This window comes from Paraburkholderia sp. UCT2, assembly GCF_014397665.1.
In the GTDB taxonomy this organism is placed as follows: domain Bacteria; phylum Pseudomonadota; class Gammaproteobacteria; order Burkholderiales; family Burkholderiaceae; genus Paraburkholderia; species Paraburkholderia tuberum.
The window spans coordinates 223,692-244,940 of sequence record NZ_VZQO01000004.1; the positions used below are offsets into that span (position 1 = coordinate 223,692).

Annotated in this window: 15 protein-coding genes and 1 pseudogene; 11 read left to right on the forward strand and 5 right to left on the reverse strand. The window is 54.9% G+C overall.

Translation table 11 applies throughout. The features are described from left to right. Window positions 1–200 precede the first annotated feature (200 nt). Complete coding sequence (locus tag F6X39_RS05590) at window positions 201–1,082, reverse strand: DMT family transporter (RefSeq protein WP_262413416.1); 882 nt, start codon at window positions 1,080–1,082, stop codon at window positions 201–203. 1,041 nt (window positions 1,083–2,123) lie between these two features. On the opposite strand from F6X39_RS05590, the gene F6X39_RS05595 reads away from it, so the two are divergent. Continuing rightward, window positions 2,124–3,236 carry an NAD/NADP-dependent octopine/nopaline dehydrogenase family protein gene (locus F6X39_RS05595; protein WP_187615872.1) on the forward strand — a complete coding sequence of 371 codons (1,113 nt, stop codon included), beginning with the start codon at window positions 2,124–2,126 and terminating at the stop codon, window positions 3,234–3,236. Between the two features lie 389 nt (window positions 3,237–3,625). On the opposite strand, the gene F6X39_RS05600 is transcribed toward F6X39_RS05595, so the two are convergent. From F6X39_RS05600 to F6X39_RS05610, 3 genes and pseudogenes are all read right to left on the reverse strand, one after another. Continuing rightward, the gene (locus F6X39_RS05600; RefSeq protein ID WP_187615873.1) at window positions 3,626–4,777 is read right to left on the reverse strand and encodes a porin; all 1,152 of its coding nucleotides are present in this window, start codon (window positions 4,775–4,777) and stop codon (window positions 3,626–3,628) included. A 96-nt stretch (window positions 4,778–4,873) separates the two neighbouring features. Further along, a pseudogene (locus F6X39_RS05605) lies at window positions 4,874–5,506 on the reverse strand (transporter substrate-binding domain-containing protein); the annotation flags it as partial. 260 nt (window positions 5,507–5,766) lie between these two features. Continuing rightward, entirely contained in the window at window positions 5,767–6,840 is a 1,074-nt protein-coding gene (locus F6X39_RS05610) for an NAD/NADP octopine/nopaline dehydrogenase family protein (RefSeq protein ID WP_187615874.1), read from the reverse strand. A gap of 1,109 nt (window positions 6,841–7,949) precedes the next feature. On the opposite strand from F6X39_RS05610, the gene F6X39_RS05615 reads away from it, so the two are divergent. From F6X39_RS05615 to F6X39_RS05660, 10 genes are all read left to right on the forward strand, one after another. Beyond that, window positions 7,950–9,350 carry an MmgE/PrpD family protein gene (locus tag F6X39_RS05615; protein ID WP_187615875.1) on the forward strand — a complete coding sequence of 467 codons (1,401 nt, stop codon included), beginning with the start codon at window positions 7,950–7,952 and terminating at the stop codon, window positions 9,348–9,350. A 1,111-nt stretch (window positions 9,351–10,461) separates the two neighbouring features. Then, a complete protein-coding gene (locus tag F6X39_RS05620; RefSeq protein WP_187614248.1) occupies window positions 10,462–11,238 on the forward strand; it encodes an ABC transporter ATP-binding protein in 777 nt (258 codons plus the stop codon). 74 nt (window positions 11,239–11,312) lie between these two features. Beyond that, on the forward strand, window positions 11,313–12,164 hold the full coding sequence (locus tag F6X39_RS05625; protein ID WP_184010321.1) for a transporter substrate-binding domain-containing protein: 852 nt from the start codon (window positions 11,313–11,315) through the stop codon (window positions 12,162–12,164). Window positions 12,165–12,213: 49 nt separating this feature from the next. Beyond that, on the forward strand, window positions 12,214–12,930 hold the full coding sequence (locus tag F6X39_RS05630) for an ABC transporter permease (RefSeq protein WP_222945121.1): 717 nt from the start codon (window positions 12,214–12,216) through the stop codon (window positions 12,928–12,930). Beyond that, entirely contained in the window at window positions 12,930–13,655 is a 726-nt protein-coding gene (locus F6X39_RS05635) for an ABC transporter permease (RefSeq protein WP_187614243.1), read from the forward strand. Before F6X39_RS05630 ends, F6X39_RS05635 begins: the two co-directional genes overlap by 1 nt. A gap of 311 nt (window positions 13,656–13,966) precedes the next feature. Continuing rightward, window positions 13,967–15,337, forward strand: a complete 1,371-nt coding sequence (locus tag F6X39_RS05640; RefSeq protein WP_187615876.1) for an MmgE/PrpD family protein — start codon at window positions 13,967–13,969, stop codon at window positions 15,335–15,337. 310 nt (window positions 15,338–15,647) lie between these two features. Beyond that, complete coding sequence (locus tag F6X39_RS05645; protein ID WP_184072381.1) at window positions 15,648–16,580, forward strand: LysR substrate-binding domain-containing protein; 933 nt, start codon at window positions 15,648–15,650, stop codon at window positions 16,578–16,580. 1,160 nt (window positions 16,581–17,740) lie between these two features. Further along, entirely contained in the window at window positions 17,741–18,883 is a 1,143-nt protein-coding gene (locus tag F6X39_RS05650) for an NAD(P)/FAD-dependent oxidoreductase (RefSeq protein ID WP_222945122.1), read from the forward strand. After that, window positions 18,864–19,220 (forward strand): (2Fe-2S)-binding protein, encoded by a 357-nt coding sequence (locus tag F6X39_RS05655; protein ID WP_187615877.1) that lies wholly within the window; start codon window positions 18,864–18,866, stop codon window positions 19,218–19,220. The genes F6X39_RS05650 and F6X39_RS05655 overlap by 20 nt, the downstream gene beginning before the upstream one ends. Next, window positions 19,220–20,641, forward strand: coding sequence for an NAD(P)/FAD-dependent oxidoreductase (locus tag F6X39_RS05660; protein WP_187615878.1), 1,422 nt, complete (start codon window positions 19,220–19,222; stop codon window positions 20,639–20,641). The genes F6X39_RS05655 and F6X39_RS05660 overlap by 1 nt, the downstream gene beginning before the upstream one ends. 128 nt (window positions 20,642–20,769) lie before the next feature. Here the strand turns inward: F6X39_RS05660 and F6X39_RS05665 are convergent. After that, window positions 20,770–21,249 (reverse strand): IS3 family transposase (locus tag F6X39_RS05665; RefSeq protein ID WP_187615879.1); only part of this gene is annotated, 480 nt, incomplete at its 5' end.

Consider the following 21,249-nt stretch of genomic DNA (forward strand, 5'->3'; position numbering starts at 1 on the left):
GGTCTGGGGACGATCACGCAGTATCTTCAGCTTGCCACAGCGGCAGGACTGGGCTGGGCGTCGGTCGAACATCTGGAAGAAGACGAGCTTGAGCGGCGCGTCCTGTCGCTCGCGTCGTCACCTTTGCGGTACTCGACTGCGAAAGTCATATCAGTATCTGGTCGTGGTCATGCGCAGATTGCTCTGTCACAAAGGATCATTTAGGCGCGACACGACAGGTAGAGCACACTTGCAATAATTATGACCGTTCCGAGTGCTACCTGTAGAGAAATGACCTCCCCCCAAATCAAATAGTCGAAAATGATTGCCCATACAATGCTGAGGTAACCAAATGAGGCGACGATTGGGGTGGCGACAGTCGCGACTGCGATCGTTAGCATAAGTTGCGCTACACCTGCAGTCAGTCCAAATAGAACCATGTACCCGAAATCCCTTAGATCTGGCGTTACCCAAGCGACGGGAAGTGACACTCCGCTAACAATCGTCGCTATGATTGTGTAATAGAAGACGATTGTCGCTGGCTCGTCAGTTCGCGAGAGTCTCTTGACCTGGATGACCGAACCGGCGCTAAACATAGCACTCAGCAGAATTAGAATCATTGCGCGCAGCGACGCACCATTGGCGCTAAATGGTGAGGAAGCCACCGCGACTCCCGCGAATCCGGACATCGACGCTATCGCCGTAGGTAGACGAAAACGCTCACGCAAGAACACGATGCCGAAAAAGCAGACAAAGATTGCTTCTGTCTCCTTCAGCGTTACAGCGGTTGATAAAGGCAGATATGGCACGCCGGCAATGAAAAATCCTACTGCGGCAAGCCCTGTGACGGCTCTGATGAAATGACCGCCTAAGCGATAAATCGTGAGTTCCTTCCATTGAATGCGAAGAGTCCCGAACACGAACGCGGCGGGAATTAATCCGGATAGCATCCGAAAGAACATCATCTCGTTCGCCGGATATCTTGCCGGAATGAGCCTCGCAACCGCATTGCTTATTGCGAAGAGAAGAATCGCGTAGAACATGAACGCAATCCCGCGCAGCTTTCTAAATCGTGTGCGAAAAAGCCAATTTTCGGTTGCCAACTTGTAGCCAGACTGCTCCGATGTCTCAAAAGAATCGTGACTTATATGAGGATTTCCTAACGTAACACGATTCAAACCGACATACCGCAGAAGGCAGAATTTCGTTGTGCGCGTCATCACGAAAAGTTTTCTCATGTTGCGAAGGTCCCGCGAAAAAGGAGTGCCTGCTCGATCGCGTGTGGTAACGAAGCCCACACGGCGCATACCGGCTAACTGTCGGGGCCATTTCAGCGTGGACGGAATTGAGCCGCGTTACGGGACGTCGCGGTTTGTCGAAATATCCCAGGTCGGATAGCTGTCTGCATGCAGCTTTCGCACCATGTCGGCCTGAAAGCTCGAAATCCCCGGTGAACGAACTTTTGGCGCATTTGGCGAAATTGCCTCGGCCGATATGGCCGACGTCGGATTCCCGACAAACGGCGCGCGGCTTATCGCAAGCGGTGCCTTCGTGTCCCGTCCTGGCGCGCGATTGGGTCTGTCACACTTCACGACGGATGACCCAGTCGCGCAGCATCGGATTCTACGCGACGACAAATGGAATGAACGCCGCTACGTACAGAGTGGGAAGCTCTAATGGAGGTGTTCGCGGGCCTACGGCACTAGGTTGCCAAACTGAAGATCATTGAGATGTATCCGTCAGCGGAACCCGTGTTGTAAGAAGCTCGCACCAACATACCTACGCGATCCGAGTGCCAAAACACCGATTTGACCTTATAACCTTTCTGCACAGGTGATTGTTCAGCGGTGGCTAATACGCATTGCCTTACAAACACGTCGAGATTCGGACATATCTAACTCAAGATGCTGGATTTGTAACGTTCGCGACATGATCTGCACTGGACGAGGAATCGCGTCTTGTTCTGCTCACCAGATTAACCGGTATATGAGCCGTTTAAAGAGGTGGCCTCGTTCCGCGGTGGCACGTTCGTTGCGTGCCGTCGTCGTGCTAACGCACAACTACTGATCGGCGTTCAGCCTTGCCTGACGTCGCAATATTGGGTGGCGTCACAGAAAACTTCTGTTTGTTTATGTGGAGAGGACATGCCATTAAGGTTTCCAATTTCAATCATCGGCGCCGGAAATTGTGGATGCGCTTTCGCGGCCGATTTGGCTAGTCGTGGATTCGAGGTTCTCCTTTACGGGAATCCAGATCATCGTCGTAATATTGATGCGATCCGAGCGAACGGTCGCTTGTTGGCTAGCATGGCTATCACTGGTGAGTTTAATCCGACTGTAACTACTGATATGGATGAGGCCGTAAACTTCTCGCGTTTTCTCGTGATTGCTCTTCCAGCATACGCGCATGACGATCTCATTGGCGATCTAAAAGGTTTCGATTTGAGTCGACATGTCATCATAGTCAATAATGCCAATTTTTTTTCCCCAATGGGTTCAAGAGAGCTAAACCCGCAGGCAGTTCTAGAGACAAATTCCTCGCCCTATGCGTCGTCGGTCAGGGACGGCGAAGTCCGGATCACTGGAATTAAGAATTGTTTGCCGATTGCTGCTTTTTCGAACGCCATGGATGAGAAACAGTTATCGCAAATCACCGCAATCTTTCCGGAAAGGCTCTTGTGGTGGGATAACATTTTCGCAATTGGAATGCAGTCGAATAATGGTGTCATCCACCCTGTCGGGGGTATTTTAAATACGGGATGGATAGAAAGCACAAAAGGAGATTTTTTCTTCTATCGTGACGGGATCTCACCCTCTGTCGGAAGGGTCGTAGAGGCGTTGGACAATGAGCGATTGAAAATCGGAGAGGCTTTCGGTTTTCGACTGCCGACAGTCCTCGAGGAAATGATCGGCTTTTACGGCGGAGATTGTGCCAACTTCTCCGATTTCGCTTTCCAATCCAAAACTCATAACTCCACGAAGGTCAAAACGCCTGATCGTATGCAACATAGATATATATGTGAGGATATTCCATATATCTTGGTCCCTTGGTACGAACTCGGCGCCAGAGTGGGCATAGAGTGTCGGGCAATCAAAGCCGTGATTGAAATCGCTTCCTCCATCAACGGCGTTAACTATTTTCAAACTGGCCGTAATCTGAAGCGCCTCGGTGTAGACCACATGTCGAAGGCGGAGCTTTTGCGATTCGTAGATAGCGCGACTTTCCGATTGCCGTTAGCTTCGGCTACCAAGAAGTGAACGGATCCATCGGGTAAATCGAATCGCCTTCGGACTCCTGGAGGCCGCTTGGTTTAAGTCGAAACCGGCTGCAACGGTATTGTTGAATTGCCGGTAGTAGTTTGCTTCAGCATCGTCAGGCGGGGCGGGATATGGTTGAGCCGTTCCATCACCCTATGGCAGTTGGGCGCCGAAGAAAGGGCCGACGCAGGCACGCGCTGATGCGACGAACGCGCGCCTACATGTGCAAGCGCAAACATCACTCGCAGGAGATCACCGCGGAGGCCCGGCATGTGGGTGCGCTGGTGAGGACGCTCTCCGCTTCTGTAGCAACTGGGCTGGCGCAAGGCGCCGCCCAACAGGTTCGCTCGGAACGTGGACGAACGTCAATCGAGCGATATCTGGCCGGTTTAGAATTTATGACGCAGGCCGACGCGTGCAACCACCTGATTGCGATTCGACGATACGTCATCGGCCACCGGCACAAAGGCGAAGTCGAGGGCGCTGCCAGTACGGTCACCACCGACGTGCTGATACGCACTCTGTACATAGACGTCCGTGCGCTTTGACAGTGAGTAATCAGCCATCAGCCCCGCAGTTTCGTAATTCGGCTTTAGCTTTCCAGTGGTGGCGTTGAAACCGCTCAGGGTGTACGCATACATCGCCCCGACGAAGAAGGCTGGCGTGAACTGGTACTTGCCGTTGATTTCGAAATTCTGGTAACGCAGGTTGGAAAGCGTGCCCGAGGCTGGCGTAATCTTGCCGACGTATCCCGAAGACACCGGATTGGCGACGAAGGTATTCGAATACGAGATGCCCACGTTGGCCGAACCAAACGTGTAGGTTGCCCCCGCGCCGAAGATGCGCAACTTGTTCCCCAGAAAATTTTCATCCGCAGCGGGATTGTTCCCGATTGCACCACCGGCGGTGGACGACTGGTTGTTCGCCTGCAGATAGGCGGCTTCCAGCAGCAGGCCGCCGATGACGTATTGGACGCCCATGCTGTACGCGCGATTGTTGGCGAAGTTGGTGTCGTTGCTAAAGCTGTACGTGCCGCCAAATTTAAAGCCAGCAATCTCGGGGCTTGTGTACTTGACAGTATTGTTGACACGGAAGGTGTTGTCCGTGTTGTCGTTGTCGTACGGATGGGAGAACATGCCCCCGCCCCATGTGCCATTCGCCGTCGTTTGAGCCAGATAGTTGACGACGGAGTCGTACTGTCGACCGAGAGTAACCGTCCCGTATTGGTTGGATGCGACGCCGACCCACGCCTGTCGCCCAAACATCAGGCCACCCTGACCGAGCTTGCCATTATTGACATTAAAGCCGCTCTCCAGCTGGAAAACTGCCTTGAGACCGCCGCCGAGATCCTCCGCTCCCTTCAAGCCCCAACGACTCCCTTGGACCGTACCGCTCTGGAGCTCGAACAGCTTCTTGCCACCGACGTTATTCGTATAGTTGATTCCTTCATCGATCAGACCGTAGAGCGTCACCGTACTTTGGGCCATTGCGGGAGCTGCGGCGGCTGACATCACGAAAGCTGACAGAAGTTTGATTTTCATTGAGGTCTCCAAACCTTATATTGTGGGTCTCGATGCTTTTTTATGCGCAACCCTGGGTCGGGCACGCGGTCTGTTTTGCTGGGCAGTTGACGTCGATTAACTGCCGTAAATGTCGAACGTGAAGTACTTCTTTGCAATTCGGTTATACGTCCCGTCCTTGCGGAGACTGTCGATCGCACCGTTGATTGCTTCGAGCAGGGCTCGGTCACGCTTTCTCACACCGATGCTGACGCCGGGACCGAAGATGACGGCGTCGTGGATGGCCGGACCTCGCGCGAAACCGAAATCACGACCCTGCGCAGTATTCAGGAATCCCGACTCAGCCGTCGGGCACCGAAACCAGTGCCGCATCGAGCCGTCGACCGCGAGGTCATTCCATACCTGGTCTTGCGAAGGGTAGGGCACAATGTCAACTCCATTCGTCCAATGCTTCCGTGCATAGGCTTCCTGTGTGCTTCCCTGCAAGACTCCGATATGCTTTTCGTTGAGCGATTTGGGCATTGCCACTAGAGCCGAGCCGCCCCTTACAACCAGCGCCTCGAAGTTGGCGTATATCTTGTGGCTGAAACCGATTGCCTTCGCGCGCTTCTCGGTCAGCGACATTGACGAATTGATCGCGTCGAACTTGCGGGCCTGCAACGCGGGAATCATGCCGTCGAACGAGTTTTCAACCCAGACGCACTTCACCTTGAGCTTCGCGCAAATTGCATTACCCAGATCGATGTCAAATCCAACGAGCTCGCCACTCGAGGTTTTCGACTCAAATGGCGGGTAAGCGCTGTCGACTCCGAATTAAGTTCCTTTCCATCGTACGCGAATGCCGCAACTGGAATGGACGTTGCGCACAGGGCGACCAGCAGCGTTTTAGTCTTCATTTTGGTTTCTCATAAACTCCAAGTCGGATTTGCGGCATAGTACTTCTGCTTCTATCGCGTCGGTGGCGTCGGACTCGGACGGCCCATCGAGCGCCGCGCCGGATGTAATGGCATCTAGGTTGGAACGGCATAACCGTCGACCACAAGCCTCTTGAGGGTGTCGATTTGAAGCGGTCCAATCTCGGGAAGAATGTCGTTGTCCGCCACAAAGTCCCGACCGTAACAAGCGCCGAAAATTACCACGCCGCCCTCGTGCAAGGGTGCTCTCACCCCAGCCAGTTCGGCGAGTCGAAGCGTCGGTACCAACCCGAACGGCACGTCTTCGAGCACGTAGCGTGTGGCGATGTCTCTCGGGCCGAGCGGATCACTCCCTTGCCGGACCAGTTGCTCCGATATTGCCGAAAGTGAGTCACCAACCACGCCAAAAGACAGCCTGCAATGATCAAAGGTCGTTCTCACTGACTTTCCGAATGCTGCCGCGATGGTAAGTCTCTCTTGGTCTAGAGCCTCAAGGAGCCTCCCGACTGTTGGTGTCAGATTGGAGTTTTGGCTCCAGCTTTCGCCTTTCTCAATACGGGTCAAGTTGGCTAGCGCAATACCCATGTGATCTTGCGGATTAATGTTGCTGAGCGTCAGCGTCAGCATGTCGTCCTTCAGTGCGAACCGGTCTCCGAAGAGTGAAACGCAAGTGGTATGAATCCGGTGGATGTGGCGGCTTGGAAATGCGGCCATGTCGACCTTGGCGCGGATCGTGCCTACCGTGATAGCTCTCGCAGACTGAGTCTTGCACGTTAGCACCGTGGTGCTCCAAGCTGCTATGGGGATGACGAGCCCCCGCGCCGCAAGGCGCTGGGAAATGTAGAGAGCGGCAAATGAAAGATGAGCGCTGATGATTACGCTATGGTGTGCGCGGATATGAGGGATGATGCTGTCGAGGACGAATCGGTATCCGTAGGCCGGCAATGCCAAAATAATGACATCGGCGTCGCCAACATCTTCCGCTTTCCCGCAGACTTCCAAGTAGAACTCTCCCTCGACCGCTCCCTTCACGTGAAGGGGGAGTCCAGCAACGAAGTCTGCAGTCCGGGCTCCCGATGGAGACCAAACTTTCGGTTTATGTCCATTCTGTATGAGGCACGCCGCATAACCCAAAGCGATTGCGCCGGCTCCCACGATTGTCACTTGCATGTACCTTCTACCTTGGAATTGTCCACTGGCCGTGCACGACCTGGGCGGTTATGTACTAAATTTCTCAGCCTAAGCCCGAACCCATCGTCTTTAGGAGAGGGCAAACGAAACGTCACGTAGACGTTCTTCGCATATGAGATAGCATCGATCTGCAAAACTACATTGAGTGTGGTGGGTTTTGGTGCTCAATGCGATGCTCTTACGTGCGAAAACACTATCGGTTGCAAGACAAGCGTTTGTCCTTGTAAAGGCTTTTATTGGCTGCATCAAACTGCGGCAGAAAAGGCACGTTCCGTCTTATCCAGTGAGAAGCAAAGCTAATGGGGCTCAGAATAGAGAGGCAAAAATCTCGTGTCAAAGTCCGGTTTGATCGTGGATGTATTCTGGGAGGTTATGGGTGCGGAGTTGCCTTTAGGGAAGCGAGCAACTCAGGCAGTTCACCTCGCACCTTTGCTCCAAGCCATTTGTCTTCATCGTTTCAACAACGTCCGCAGCTTCGTGATCTCCCGTCGCTGGACGTCGAGATCAGTGCATCATTCGGTACGCTGCGCGTGGAAAGGGGCTTCGGTCCCGGACAAAAACGGCATCCCGTCCGTAGTGCACCGACATATCCTCGCCTTTTTCTGGCGTTTATGCAGAGACGATGTACTCGCCAATAGACCCTGCATTTCGTTAAATGCTCGGGAGAAAGCAATGCAGCGCTATAACCTTCTGGAATGTTGACGTTTGAAAATCGGACTTTGATTTTTCGACGAGACGCGCCTAACATGTCTCGTCACTCGAGTGAGCGTCGGGTGGATTGGCAGTAGCATCAGCGCACAATTGTTATTAAGGACGGTCGGGCGTCGCAGATCGGCGTAGATGTTGCCAGAGGTGGTCGGGTTCGGGTTACTTGCGAAAAGCGGCATTCCGATTTTTCACGGCAAGTACTCGCATGCTCATTGACAAAGCTTCGAGTCCCCTTGGAGACGTTACGACCCGTCCGTCGTATCCGTGGCGACGACCAAGGGCTTCCATCGTATCCCTGGGCGGTCGCACGCGGTTCAATCATTTTGAACATAGATTTGTGCGTTACGCACGTTTGGTCGGTCACATAATTCTGGAACGTCATGAACAATACTCCGCCTGATGACGAGCTTTCTCTGCAGCAAAGCACGATTCATCGTATTGCATCTTATGTCGTCGAAGCTCGCGGTAGGCGGGTGTCCGGGGTTGCCAGGGAATCTGCGCTAAAACGCATCCTCGACCTCTTATGCGCGGTGGGGGCAGGGGCTAGCGAGCCAGGTGCTGTCGCGATTCGCGCGACAGCATGTAAATATCTGGGATCGGGCGATATACCGATGTGGTTCACGGGAACGGGCAGTTCGGTCGTCGGTGCTGCGTGGGCGAATAGCGCGGCTGCGTCGATGCTAGATCTCGACGACGGGCATCGACGCGCGCGCGGGCACCCGGGCGCGGCGGTCATTCCGGTGGCCTTTGCGGTTGCGGCTGAAATGGGAGCCGGGCTGGAAGATTTGATTGCGTCAATCGTCATCGGTTATGAAGTCGGCGTATCGATCGCTGCGGCCCGTACAACATACGGTACGACAGGTACGTGGTCATCCTACGCAGTTGTCGCAACAGCCGCGGCCTTGAGGTGTGCCTCGTGTCGTGTTGTTGAGCATGCGTTGGCTATCGCAGGCGAAAGCGCGCCCAATTCGTTGTTCATGAGCGCGCCACCGCTCTCCTTCCCAACACCGGAGAGCAGCGACATTAAGGAGGGCATACCATGGTCCGTAGTGACCGGGATGCTCGCGCTCGATCTCGCAGAAGGCGGGTTCACCGGTCCCCGGAACATACTTGACAGCGGTCTGCTCTATAGGTTTGCCGACGTATCGCCCCTCGGGGAGTCTCTGCATATCTGCAATGCCTACTACAAGCTCTATTGCTGCTGTCGGCACGTTCACCCGCCCTTGGAAGCCACCCTGAAGCTGATCGAGCAATGTCAACTCGATGCGAAGGCGATTGAGGCAATCGACATCGAGACGTACGGCGGGGCGCTGCGCATCGCGAATCAGACCTGCCCAGCTACCCTTGTTGACGTTCAGTACAGCATCCCTTATTGCGTGGCCCTCGCCGCCCTCGCGGGACGAGAGTCGCTTTTGCCCCTCACGATAGACTGCTTAACTTACGAGGGAGCGAGCGCACTCGCCAACAAGGTCTCGCTAACGGTCGACGCCGAAATTGATAAACAATTCCCTGCCAGAACACTCGCGCGAGTGACAATCGTGTGCGGGGGACGTCAGTATGTATCGGAGGTTACCGAGCCACGCGGCGAAGCCGGTGACTCCCTCTCGTGGGAAGAACTCAAGGCAAAGTACGTTGCGGCGACGCGGTTTCACGCCACTGGTGCGCAGCAGGAGCAACTGCTCGCCGCGGTTGAAGAACTGCGCTCAAAAGCTGACCTGGAGCCGTTAAAGGCCTGTATGAGTACTTCGTTCGAAAATAGTATGCGCGTGCCGAATGCCTAAGAAGCTCTAATAATATGATTTTTGGGGGGGATAACTTCAAGGATTGAGGTTAGCCTCATCATCGTTTCGGTGATGAAATGCGTGCGAATCGGCGAGGACATCCGGGAGAAACTCGACTACGCACCGGGTGTATTTACGTTAGAGGGACATATCGGGGGCAAATGGTATGCCGCCTCGGCTACAGCCGTGCGAGCTTCGTGCGCTTTACCGCCGGCGAAGACGCGCGTATCGGCCGGTGGCTTACTACGCTTCGCGCAACTCAATAGGCAAGACCCGCACGCAATCTCAAGGACATCCTCACGCGCCTGCCCACGAGGGCCAGCCCATCGCCGCATTATTGCCCCGCATCGCTGGCAGCCCGAGGCAAGCCAGCGCCTACCTCGCCCGTCAAGAGATCATTGGTCGCTTATGACATTGGTAGTCAAATTGCGGGCGCCCTGCCGATCGGCCGAAGGCAAACGAAAACCTTGGAACAATTTCGACCCTCAAGCGATCGTTAAATTGGATCGAAGAGTAAAAGGGGCTCGATCACGGAAGGTTCTGTGATGTGTTGGCGCCTGGAGACGGCCATTTTCGGAGGGGTGCGGCGGTCTCCTTGACATCAGAATGCTCGCATTGCGTATGCGGTGCAAATTGTGCCAAATCCAGAACGGGCACGCGACCGAAGTCTGGGGCGCAACCTCAACATGCGCTCGTGCGACCCGCAAACGTGCCCGATGTAACGCAAGGAAGGTATAACCCGGAGGAATACCATCGTGTCTCAACTCGACTTTGACACCCAATTTGGGCATACGTATTCTGAGCTTATCCGCAATCGCTGGGCGCTGAGACGGGCGTAAATCGAGCGAACGACCGGCCGGCCGCCATTTTTCGTCCGTCGAGTGTACCTGGCGCTTCCATCGCGTTCATTGCAGGTCCGACAGCGCAAGGCAGTACAACGTTTAATTAATATCTATAACGATAATCCTTCTCAGGTTGACGTAAATGTCAAACCTGAGATGTTCAGTCATGAGGAGATGAGATGAAGGTGGCTAATGCACTTCGATCGGCGTACCAATCTGCGAGTTACGCCTTGTCAATGACCCCAGAGGCGGGCGGGGCCACGATCGGCATGGTGGGCCATAAAACACCGGCTCTCGTAGCCGATGGCATCTACAAAAGTTACGGCGTTCACGAAGTGCTCAAAGGGGTCTCGCTTCAGGCTGAGCGGGGCGACGTGATCTCGTTAATTGGTAGTTCTGGGTCGGGAAAAAGTACGTTTTTGCGATGCATGAATCTCCTTGAGGTCCCTACCAGAGGCCGCATCGCGGTGGGGCAGCGCGAGATCAGCGTGGAAACCGACGCAACCGGTCGCGTCGTCGGGATGGATCGCAAGAAAGTTGACCAGATGCGCACGCAACTCGGTATGGTCTTCCAGGGCTTCAATTTGTGGTCCCATATGACCGTGCTGCAAAATGTGATGGAAGGGCCAGTCCATGTGCTGAAGCTGCCAAAGAACGAAGCGCGCGATAGGGCAATGGATTTCCTTGGGAAAGTTGGCGTTGCGGACAAGCACGCGTGTTACCCATCCGAGTTGTCTGGTGGGCAGCAGCAACGAGTAAGCATCGCGCGTGCGCTCGCGATGCAACCGGCTGCGCTCCTTTTCGACGAGCCGACCTCCGCACTCGATCCCGAATTAGTGGGAGAAGTGCTGAAAGTCATCAGGAAGTTGGCGGAAGAGGGGCGCACTATGATAGTCGTGACTCATGAGATGGGTTTTGCTCGTGATGTCTCCAACAAGATGATCTTTCTTGAAAGGGGACGCATTGAGGAAGAAGGGACGCCAGAAGAGGTTTTCAAAAATCCAGCATCGCCGAGATGTCGTGAATTTCTCTCGCGTGTACTTTGACAGACTTAAAACGCGATATTGAAATTCCGAGAATCGTAAAACGAAGAAGATAGGACATAGTCCAGGAGATGCTCATGAAGTTCCTGAAAATCGGCGCGCTTATTGGAATGCTGTCTGCTGCATTGATGCTCTGCGACCCTGTTATGGCCAAGGAGTACAAGAGAATCACGATTGGTACCGAAGCTTCGTATGCTCCGTATGCCTTCAAGGACAAGAGCGGCAAGATGGTTGGCTTTGAGATCGATGTAGCTAGCGACTTGTGCCGACGGATGGGATTGCAGTGCGAAATCGTCGATCAGGCCTATGACAGCCTAATTCCCTCTCTCTTGTCCGGTCGGTTCGATTCAATTATGGCTGCAATAGGGATCACACCCGCCCGAGAAAAGGTTATCTCATTTTCCAGGCCGTACGTAACCACTCCGATGGTTTTCGTCACCACATCGGCGAGCGATCTAACCGCCCTCAAAATATCGCCATCAAATCTGAATTTGGACAAATTTGATGCTGATGAGGAGTCAGCGATAAAAAAAATCACCTCCGCTCTAAAGGGAAAAACCGTTGGGGTACAGGTGGGCAGCAACTTCGAGACATTCATGAAGAAGTTCATGCCGACCGTGAGAGTTTCGACATATGACACCACGGATAACATGATGCTCGACTTGACGGCGGGGAGAATTGATGCGGGAATGGTTTCGTTCAATTTCCTCAAGCCGTTGATGGACAAGCCCGACGGCAAGAACCTGCGGACATTTGGCCCTAGTATGACGAACGGGCCGTTCGGCAGCCGAGTGGCCGCTGGATTTCGCAAAAATGACGATCAACTACGTGCGATGTTCGACAAGGCGATCGGGGAAGCAATTTCGGATGGCAGCCTGCGCAGACTTGCCATCAAGTGGTTCGGCTTCGACAATTCGCCGAAGGAATAGGTAAGTGAATACGGTCGTTTATGCATAGCCGAACTCAATTTGATGGGGAATGAAAGTGAATATTTCAGTGCTCGCATGGGGAAGCACAGCGTGGGTTGATGAATTTGCGCGTGGCACCCTTATGACCGTCGCCGTCGCGGTGTGTTCATTTCCCGTCGGCATTTTGCTCGGCTCGGTTTTTGCCGCGGCAAAACTCTCTCGCTTCAGTTTGCTGCGTTTTCTAGCTGACGTCTATACGACGGTCGTACGCGGAATTCCCGAGTTGCTGATAATTTTTCTGGTGTTCTTTGGTGGGGATACGTTGCTCCGCTATGTCGCGAACGCTGTTTTCGGCTTCGAAGGTTATATAGAACTGCCCGTGTTTGCAGTCGGTGTGCTCTGCATCGGCATCAGTGCCGGCGCCTATGCGACAGAGGTCATACGGGCCGCGGTCATAGCCATTCCAACAGGACAAATTGAAGCGGCAGTGGCAATGGGATTGGAGCGGGCAGTGCTACTTCGTCGGATTCTTATCCCACAGGCCGCGAGATTCGCCTTGCCCGGTCTGGGGAATGTCTGGCAACTGGCGTTAAAGGATACCTCGCTCATTTCCGTTGTTGGGTTGGTTGAAATCATGCGCACAGCTGCCATCGGAGCTGGATCTTTCAAAGAACCGTTTACGTTTTATCTGGTCGCCTTCGTGATTTTCCTTTTGCTTTCTTCGATTTCTAACCAGGGATTTCTGAGAGCAGAGAAGTGGGCTAACCGCGGCGTAAGGAGTCGGTGATGGATTTTCAGCTGATATATGAGTCGTTTCCCAAGCTTCTTGCGGCGGTTCCTGCGACCGTCGCATTGGCTTCCGTGTCGCTTTTTGTTGGTTTCCTGCTTGCGGTCCCAGTTGCATTGGCTCGGCTTTCACACAGTAGAATTTTGGCTTCTCTCGGGTATGGTTACGTATATGTAGTGCGGTCCACGCCGCTTCTGGTGCAAATGTTCCTGATTTATTACGGATCGGGGCAGTTTAGAATTGTCTTGGAACACCTCGGCCTGTGGGCGCTATTTCGCGATGCGTGGTTTTGTGCGATTTTAGCTCTGTCGCTGAACACTGCGGCATACACCAGCGAAATCATTCGTGGTGGTGTTCAGTCAGTACCATGGGGACAAATTGAAGCGGCGCGGTCAATTGGCATGTCGAGCGTCCTTTTATTCCGCAGAATTGTCTTCCCGATTGCAATGCGACAAGCGCTCCCAGCTTATGGAAGTGAACTTATGATTATGATCAAGTCAACGTCACTTGCGTCGACAATCACCATAGTCGAAGTGACAGGAGTGGCTAAGCAAATCATCTCTGAAAGCTACCGCCCCCTAGAGGTATTTTTGATAGCTGGCTGCATATATCTCAGCATGAACTTTCTTATCAGCAGAGTTATATTCATGATCGAAAGGCGGATTAGTCCGAAGAGACGCGATCGCGGCACGTTCGGATCTTCTGCTGCAGCGGCTATGCATTAAGCACTTCGGTACGGTGTCCGTCGCCCATGAACGCATCAACAGTTCGACGACGTAGAAGTGGCCTGACGGCACGAACCGACATTGTCCCGTTATGGGCGGCTCCGTCCGGGTACACGAGGGTAGTTGGCCCTTGTGTACGGCTTTTTTCTCACGGCCGACGGCTTGATGTTTGAAGAGTGCCCGGCTGCGTCGATTATGGCAGGCCGACAGCAAAACGGGATCGTGGGTGGACATCGCGGTGTTGCGCATTAAAGTGTCACTTTCAGCCAACTATCAAGTTCGAAATGTTCAATTGATGTTATCGAGGCACCATGACGACTAATGTAATCGAGGACGAGCGTTATCCCCAAGGCGGGATCGTCCGAAAATTTTCCGCTTATATCGTGGAGGCGCGGGAAAATCGAGCTCCAGAAGAGTCTCTGGAATTTGCGCTCAAATGTATCCTGGATCTGCTCAGTGCTGTTGGCGCTGGAGTTGGGCAGGCGGCGGCCCTTGCGATCCGAAAGACGGCTCACGAAACGCGACCTCCTGGCGACATTCCTATTTGGTTCACGGGAGAGACCAGTTCCGTCATTGGAGCTGCTTGGGCAAACAGTGCCGCCGGTTCTGCGCTAGACCTCGACGATGACACGCCGGCATCTCGGGGCCATCCTGGAGCCGCCGTCATTCCAACAGCCATTGCCGTTGCCAAAGAGACGAAAGCTACCTTGGGAGAGCTATTAAATGCGATTGTCATCGGTTATGAAGTGGGTACAGCGATTAGCGCTGCGCGCGCCTACGGAAGTAGTGGTACGTGGGCGCCTTATGCGGTCGTCGCAACGGCTGCGGCGCTTCGCCGGTCCTCCCGCGAGGTGATTGAACACGCTTTGGCGATTGCTGGGGAAAGTGCACCCAATCAGTCGTTGGCGAGCGCTCCCGCTCCCCGAAAACCGCATCCCGAGCCAAACCATGTCAAGGAAGGCATCACGTGGGCTGTCGTGACCGGCTTGGAGTCGCTTGCATCAGCGCAGAACGGATTTCACGGCGCCCGCAATATCTTGGACGCAACGCGTTACTACAATTTTCCGAACGATCTAGACCTCGGTTCTTACCAGTACATTCGCACGACGGGCTTTAAGCCGTATTGCTGTTGCAGGCATCTACACGGTGCGCTTGATGCATTAATCGAGCTGATCAATGAACATCGGTTAGTGAGTCGAAATATCGACAGGATTGAGGTCGAAACATACGGGCCGGCCTTACGCATTTCGAACTGGAAAGAACCTCGAGATATAATGGATGTTCAGTATAGTCATCCATACTGTCTCGCGTTGGTCGCGCACTACGGTCACGAGGCTCTGTTGCCACTGACTGGCGATGTCCTAAACAATCCCTCTGTCACTGCGCTTTCACACAAGGTGGAACTTTCGCTAAGTCCGGAGCTGGACAAGATCTATGCGGAAAGCGGCATGCTGCCGGCCCGTGTCACGGTCACATGCGGGGATCAGCGCTTTGTTTCACCTGTAACCTTCCCGAAGGATAACGGTCTTCCGTGGGATAAACTCGAGGATAAGTTTCGACAGGCCACGCGTTTCGTTGCCACTCCCGAGCAGCAGAACATTGTGGTCGGGGCCATTTCGGACGCCAGACGAGGCGACATGCGTGGTTTGACGGAAAGCTTGTCGGAGATCCAGTTCGTTTAAGAACGGTATTTTTGTAGCCCGCGTAGTCCGGAAATTCATCGGTCATCGATGTAAGAAATGACAAAAATGTCTCCGCTTGTTGAGGATCGTCCGCAAGCTGTGGCTACCGTTGCATACAGCGAGCGAGTTGCATTGTCTACCCGGCATCCAAGGAGCTGAAAATGGGTTGCATATGGAAGTGACTGCTAGCAGGGACGCTCAGCGGTGCTGGGTAAACGCTGCGACCGTCAGAACTTCTGCATGCCGAACGGGCGGCACATTAATCAGCATTTTCCTAGTCTAGGAATGACATTAGAAAAAGCAGCGGCATATGAAAAGACAACTTCAACTACGGCAGATAGAGGCATTTAAAGCTCTCATCGAGCAAGGCACGGTGAGTCGAGCGGCCGAGGTTCTTCACGTGACCCAACCTGCCGTGAGCAAACTGCTAGTCCACCTTGAGGAGGAGACAGGTCTTCTACTGTTCGAACGAGTTAAAGGCCGACTAACTGCGACGGCACAAGGCATGCGCTTGTACGGCGAAGTCGATCGAGTATTTGCGGGTCTAAGACAGATTGAAGAGGCGATCGCAATCATCCGGCGGAAGGACATGAGTCACTTTGCTATCGGAGTGCTTCCGGAATTATCCGGATCATTCATCAGGCGGGCGACGATGATGTTCCTCTCTCGGTGTCCAGACGTTCGTCCGACGATCCATATGCGAGCGTCCAACATTGTGTCGGATCGCGTCGCCACGCGTCAGATGGACGTTGGATTCACAACGAGCTTGATGAGCAGCCCAAATTCGGTGGTGACGCCGATCATGGAGAGCCCGTTAGTTTGCATCATGCCAAAAGGACACCCGCTGAGCCAACTTGAATTTATCACCCCCGAGCATATTGAGGGAATCCCTTTTATCGGATATGCGGCAGATAACCGGACGACCAGTGCTTTCAATGACGCTATCCGTTCCTACGGCGTCGACCTCAACGTCGTGTTAGAAAGCGAAACTACGCCCACTCTGTGTGAATTCGTCTCGGCGGGACTGGGGATTTCCTTGGTACATCCCCTATCTGTCATCGACATGAGCTGTCGCTTAGATATCAGGCGGTTCAAGCCCGATATTCCCGAGTATTTTCATTTCTGTCATGCGAGATTGGCGAAAAACATCGAGCGTGTTCAGGAGTATGAACGATGCGCTAAACAGGTTGCGGAAGAGGCGTGGACGGAGATATTCGGTGAGTCGGCGACAAAGCAAACCTAGCAGAACGCTGAGATTGATCATCGTACTGATGAGTGCACCAAATAGTGCGGGATGCCTTATGCGGGCATGAAGACGAAGCGTTCGCGAGAAGAGACGGATTGAGGGCGCTCAGACCTGGCAAACATGACCGCCGGCCGGGCAGTGGCTGATTGAATCATGACCTTGCCCCTGTTTGGCGAATCCCATAGCTGAGAGATTTGCGCGGCTCGCCCCTCTTGGGCGGCGAACCAGTTTTTCTCGAACGTCATGCGGCTGACGTACTCGAGCGTCGAGTGTGGTCGGCGCGAATTATACAACGCCGTACGCTTGCATTCGACTTTGGGGTATCTGTCGCCCGTTGCCTACGAGGCGAAACCGACAGTGAAAGAACCTATCTGCCTGTCCGAAATAACTTTGACCACTACAAAACGGCCTTGATTCCGCGTCGGCTTCAGTTGTCATTTGCCGCTACTACATGCTGACCTGTGTTTGGGATAGCATGAACACGAGATCGTAGGGGTTTACGTTGAGCGCGCGAACATCCCGTCACCTTCTTCAGCGTGCACACCGTTGCTTGGCGAATGCTCCCGCGATGCTCGCCCACCCAAAGCCTTGCTCGATTGAGTTGCTTTTTTTCTGCGAGATGGCGTAACCCCAACTGGGGCGTTTGTCTCGACCACAGCCGAACGCCGCCACAGAAGTTTCGTTGGCTGACTAAATTCGCGGTCAGCTACGGCCGCGCAACACGGTCCATTGATCGTATCGTCTTGGCAATGAAGTTATGCGTTGGGACCAATCATGGAGTGTGGCGTCTCGTTGCTGGGTTTGCGGCTTTTGCGAGCGCCCGTGCTGCCGAGATTGTTGTCGTGATGGAAGCAGTCGTCGCACTCTATTCTCGTATTCCATGGGCACGCGTGGTTTAGCGTGTCGTCCGCGCTGGTTTGTTTGCCTGAGAGTCGGCCCGTGCGCTCAGCGATGGCTACCGCCTCGTTGAAGAATCTGGTGAGCGAGCGTTGCTCGAGAAATCGCTCGCGGTTTTTTCGTGGAGCTCTATCGCCTACCGGGGGCGCCCACGTTTTGGACCATAACCGCTGAGAATACCTCGTACTTGAAATTCGACTTTGACGCCTTGCTGTGACGATCATAGAGTTAACCAAAATCATTCAGGAAAAGAGGCGGGCTTGATACGCGAAAACCATGACGTCATCATAGTTGGCGGCGGTGTTGTCGGCTGCGCATTGGCGCACGGGATGCTGGGGCGAGGGAAGCGTGCGCTTGTGCTCGACGGGGGTGATTGCGACCCGCGCGCGTCGAAAGCGAATTTCGGTCTTGTCGGCGCATACGGGAAGGGATATGGCGCGCCCCGCTACCAGCAGCTGTCACGCGAGAGCGTCGCACTTTGGTCCGTTTTCGCAACAGCGCTGCACGATGAAACTGGCATTGATGTCGAGTATGAAAACGATGGCTGCTTGCGCTTTTGCCTAAGTGAAGCGGATTTTGAAGAGGAAGCCGAATTCCTCGCGAGCTGGAATGCGCAAAGCCCGAAAATCGACCCGTGTTCGCGCATGATCGATCGATCGGTATTAGAAAGGCTGCTGCCTGGAACACGGATCGGGCGGGAAGTGGTGGGGGCTGGAATTGGCGTTGCCGATGGCCATTGCAATCCGCTCAAGCTGTTGCGGGCGCTGCAGCAAGCCATTGAGTTACGTGGCGGCACTCTAGCTGGCAATCACACGGTGTCGAAGATTGAGCCATGTCCTGACGGTAGTTTTCGTGTTCATGTGCAAACCTCGACAGGTCCGCGTTGTTTCGAAACGGGACAGTTGATCATTGCGGCCGGGCTGGGTTCCACAGCCTTGGGGGCAATGGTGGCGCTCGACGTCCCGTTGCGTCCCCAGCGTGGCCAGCTGCTGGTCACTGAACGGCTCGACCCAATTCTGCGCCTCCCCGCTAGCGGCATTCGCCAGACTCGCGACGGTACAGTAATGATAGGTGTAAGTCATGAGGAAGTCGGTATGGATCTCGGTACTACTACCTTCACCGCCGCCAAGATGACAAAGCGAGCCCTACGAATTTTGCCGGACCTTGCTATGGCTCGCCTTGTTAGGCATTGGGCATGTCTGCGCATCATCACCCCGGACGGGCATCCTGTGTACGCACAATCTTCAACGTATCCTGGTGCTTGGATCGCGCTCTGTCATTCCGGCATCACCCTCGCGGCGGTTCATGCTGGACCAGTTGCAGATGCTCTCGCGCGGAGCGTACTGCCAGAAAACTTCGAGTTCTTCCATCATAGGCGCTTTGATGTTTCGCAAGTTATCTAGTCCCGCCGAGGACGACGTGGTCACGGTATCGATCGACGGCAGGCGTGTGAACGCCGAGCGAGGCGAATCCGTGGCGGCAGTCCTCGTGCGCGAGGACAACCCCGTCGCTCGCACCACGCCGCGAAGCGGCAGTCCACGGGGACCTTTTTGCATGATGGGTGTGTGCTTCGAATGCCTTGCTGTCGTCGATGGTGTAGCGTCCACGCAGACCTGTCTGGCGGTGGTGCGCGACGGGATGCGCATCCAACGCCAACACGGTCGCCGCAATCTCAGTGAGGCGATCGCTGAGTCAGACGACGGTGGTGGCGATCTTCCTGGTGGTGAGGTGCATTTGTGATGCGAACGTTCGATATTCTGATTGTCGGTGCAGGACCTGCCGGCATGAGTGCCGCAATACGTTCTGCTCGGCTTGGAATGACCACGATCCTCGTAGACGAACAGCCAGCACCGGGCGGTCAGATATGGCGCGCCATCGAAGAAAACGTCCGACGTGGTGTTCATCAAGGGTTAGGCGCTGCGTACAGCGCAGGCGCGGCAGTGGTACAGAACTTTCGCGAATGCGGTGCGCACTACCTGCCGGAGACCCGTGTATGGCAGATCGAGCGAGCGCCTAGCCCAGGGAAACCCGCCGGTTCCGGGGAGTGGATTGTCTTTTTGAGCCGCGCGGATGGCGCCGAAAGTATTTGCGCGCGCCATGTGTTACTAGCGACGGGCGCACAGGAACGGCCCATGCCTTTCCCAGGTTGGACGCTTCCGGGTGTAATGACAGTCGGCGCCGCGCAGATTCTGCATAAGAGCGCTCACCAGATACCCGATCAACCCGTCTGGATAGCCGGTAGTGGTCCATTGCCACTGCTCTACATGACCCAGCTGCTCGACGCCGGCGGTCGGATTGCAGGTTGGCTTGACACGACTCCCGGCGGCGCCCTCCGTCGGGGCCTTCCGACTCTACGTGGTGCGGTTGACGGCTGGCATGATCTCCTTAAGGGGCTACTGTGGTCGGCAAGATTGCGCGGGAGGGGGTTCCCCATTGTTCGAAACGTCAGTAGCCTTCGCGCTTTCGGTATCGGCCGTCTTGAACAGATTGTCTATCGCACCGAGAACGGGCTGTCGGGCGATGTGGCTGCCGACATTCTTCTGGTTCATGAAGGCGTCGTGCCGTCTATCCACTTCACTCAGGCGATGGGATGCAGCCATCGATGGAACGAAGCACAACTTTGCTTTGAGCCTGAAGTTGATACGTGGGGTGAAACCAGCATGACTGGTCTCTATGTCGCAGGCGACGGCGCCGGCATCGGCGGCGCGAAAGCCGCGTGCACACGCGGTGAACTTGCTGCTACCGGCGTCGCGCTTTCCTCGGGCGCACTCTCAGTCGAGCGCGCAAGCGAGCTTGCAGCGCCGCTGCATCGGCGGCTCGGACATGAGCTGGCGATGCGGCCTCTGCTTGATTCGATCTATCGGCCGCGTACGGAGATTTTCACGCCGCCCGATGAGACGATTGTCTGTCGCTGCGAAGAGGTAACCGCTGGCGATGTACGGCTGGCCGCGCAGCTCGGCCAGCCGGGGCCGAACCAGCTAAAAGCGTTCACGCGCGCGGGCATGGGCCCGTGTCAGGGTCGTCAATGCGGCTACACCGTTGCTAATTTGCTTGCATCTGCGCAATGTCGCTCCGTTGCTGCGGTTGGTTTCCAACGCGTGCGGCCCCCACTAAAGCCGATAACGCTCGCGGAGCTCAGTGCACTTGAAGAGTCGTCATGAGGGCGTGTGGGCATGCCTCGGAGCTCACGGCATGGCAATGAGAGAGTGTGGGTGCGGATGTTTCAGGTCCAGGAAAGGTGGAGCGTGCCGCGAGTGAACCGCCCCGGGAATCGTGGAGGCTGGTTGGTTTAAGTTGATGCGGGTTCTGCGGCAGCTGTTTCAAGTTGCCGATAGTAGTTTGCCTCAGCTTCGGCGGGCGGGATATAGCCGAGGGGTTCCATCAATCGATGATGATTGAACCAGGCCACCCACTCCAGCGTTGCTAGTTCAACGGATTCCCGCGTTTTCCAGGTGCGGCGATGAATCAGTTCAGCCTTGTACAAACCGTTGATCGTTTCAGCCAGGGCGTTGTCATAGCTGTCGCCCCGGCTGCCGACCGACGGTTCGATGCCCGCTTCGGCCAGCCGTTCGCTGTAGCGAATGCTGACGTATTGGGACCCTCTGTCCGAATGGTGTATCAAGGTTCCGTCGTCGCCCGGGCGCCGCGCGTAAAGCGCCTGTTCAAGTGCATCCAGAACGAAGTCCGTGGTCATCGAGCTGCTGACTCGCCAGCCGACGATACGGCGAGCGAACACATCGATCACGAAAGCCACATACAGCCAGCCCTG

What these genes read in the sequence shown, in the direction of transcription:
- F6X39_RS05595 (WP_187615872.1), top strand. Translation starts at nt 2,124, where the DNA reads ATGCCATTAAGGTTTCCAATTTCAATCATCGGCGCCGGAAATTGTGGA.
- F6X39_RS05600 (WP_187615873.1), bottom strand. Translation starts at nt 4,777, where the DNA reads ATGAAAATCAAACTTCTGTCAGCTTTCGTGATGTCAGCCGCCGCAGCT.
- F6X39_RS05610 (WP_187615874.1), bottom strand. Translation starts at nt 6,840, where the DNA reads ATGCAAGTGACAATCGTGGGAGCCGGCGCAATCGCTTTGGGTTATGCG.
- F6X39_RS05615 (WP_187615875.1), top strand. Translation starts at nt 7,950, where the DNA reads ATGAACAATACTCCGCCTGATGACGAGCTTTCTCTGCAGCAAAGCACG.
- F6X39_RS05620 (WP_187614248.1), top strand. Translation starts at nt 10,462, where the DNA reads ATGGTGGGCCATAAAACACCGGCTCTCGTAGCCGATGGCATCTACAAA.
- F6X39_RS05625 (WP_184010321.1), top strand. Translation starts at nt 11,313, where the DNA reads ATGAAGTTCCTGAAAATCGGCGCGCTTATTGGAATGCTGTCTGCTGCA.
- F6X39_RS05630 (WP_222945121.1), top strand. Translation starts at nt 12,214, where the DNA reads ATGAAAGTGAATATTTCAGTGCTCGCATGGGGAAGCACAGCGTGGGTT.
- F6X39_RS05635 (WP_187614243.1), top strand. Translation starts at nt 12,930, where the DNA reads ATGGATTTTCAGCTGATATATGAGTCGTTTCCCAAGCTTCTTGCGGCG.
- F6X39_RS05640 (WP_187615876.1), top strand. Translation starts at nt 13,967, where the DNA reads ATGACGACTAATGTAATCGAGGACGAGCGTTATCCCCAAGGCGGGATC.
- F6X39_RS05645 (WP_184072381.1), top strand. Translation starts at nt 15,648, where the DNA reads ATGAAAAGACAACTTCAACTACGGCAGATAGAGGCATTTAAAGCTCTC.
- F6X39_RS05655 (WP_187615877.1), top strand. Translation starts at nt 18,864, where the DNA reads ATGTTTCGCAAGTTATCTAGTCCCGCCGAGGACGACGTGGTCACGGTA.
- F6X39_RS05660 (WP_187615878.1), top strand. Translation starts at nt 19,220, where the DNA reads ATGCGAACGTTCGATATTCTGATTGTCGGTGCAGGACCTGCCGGCATG.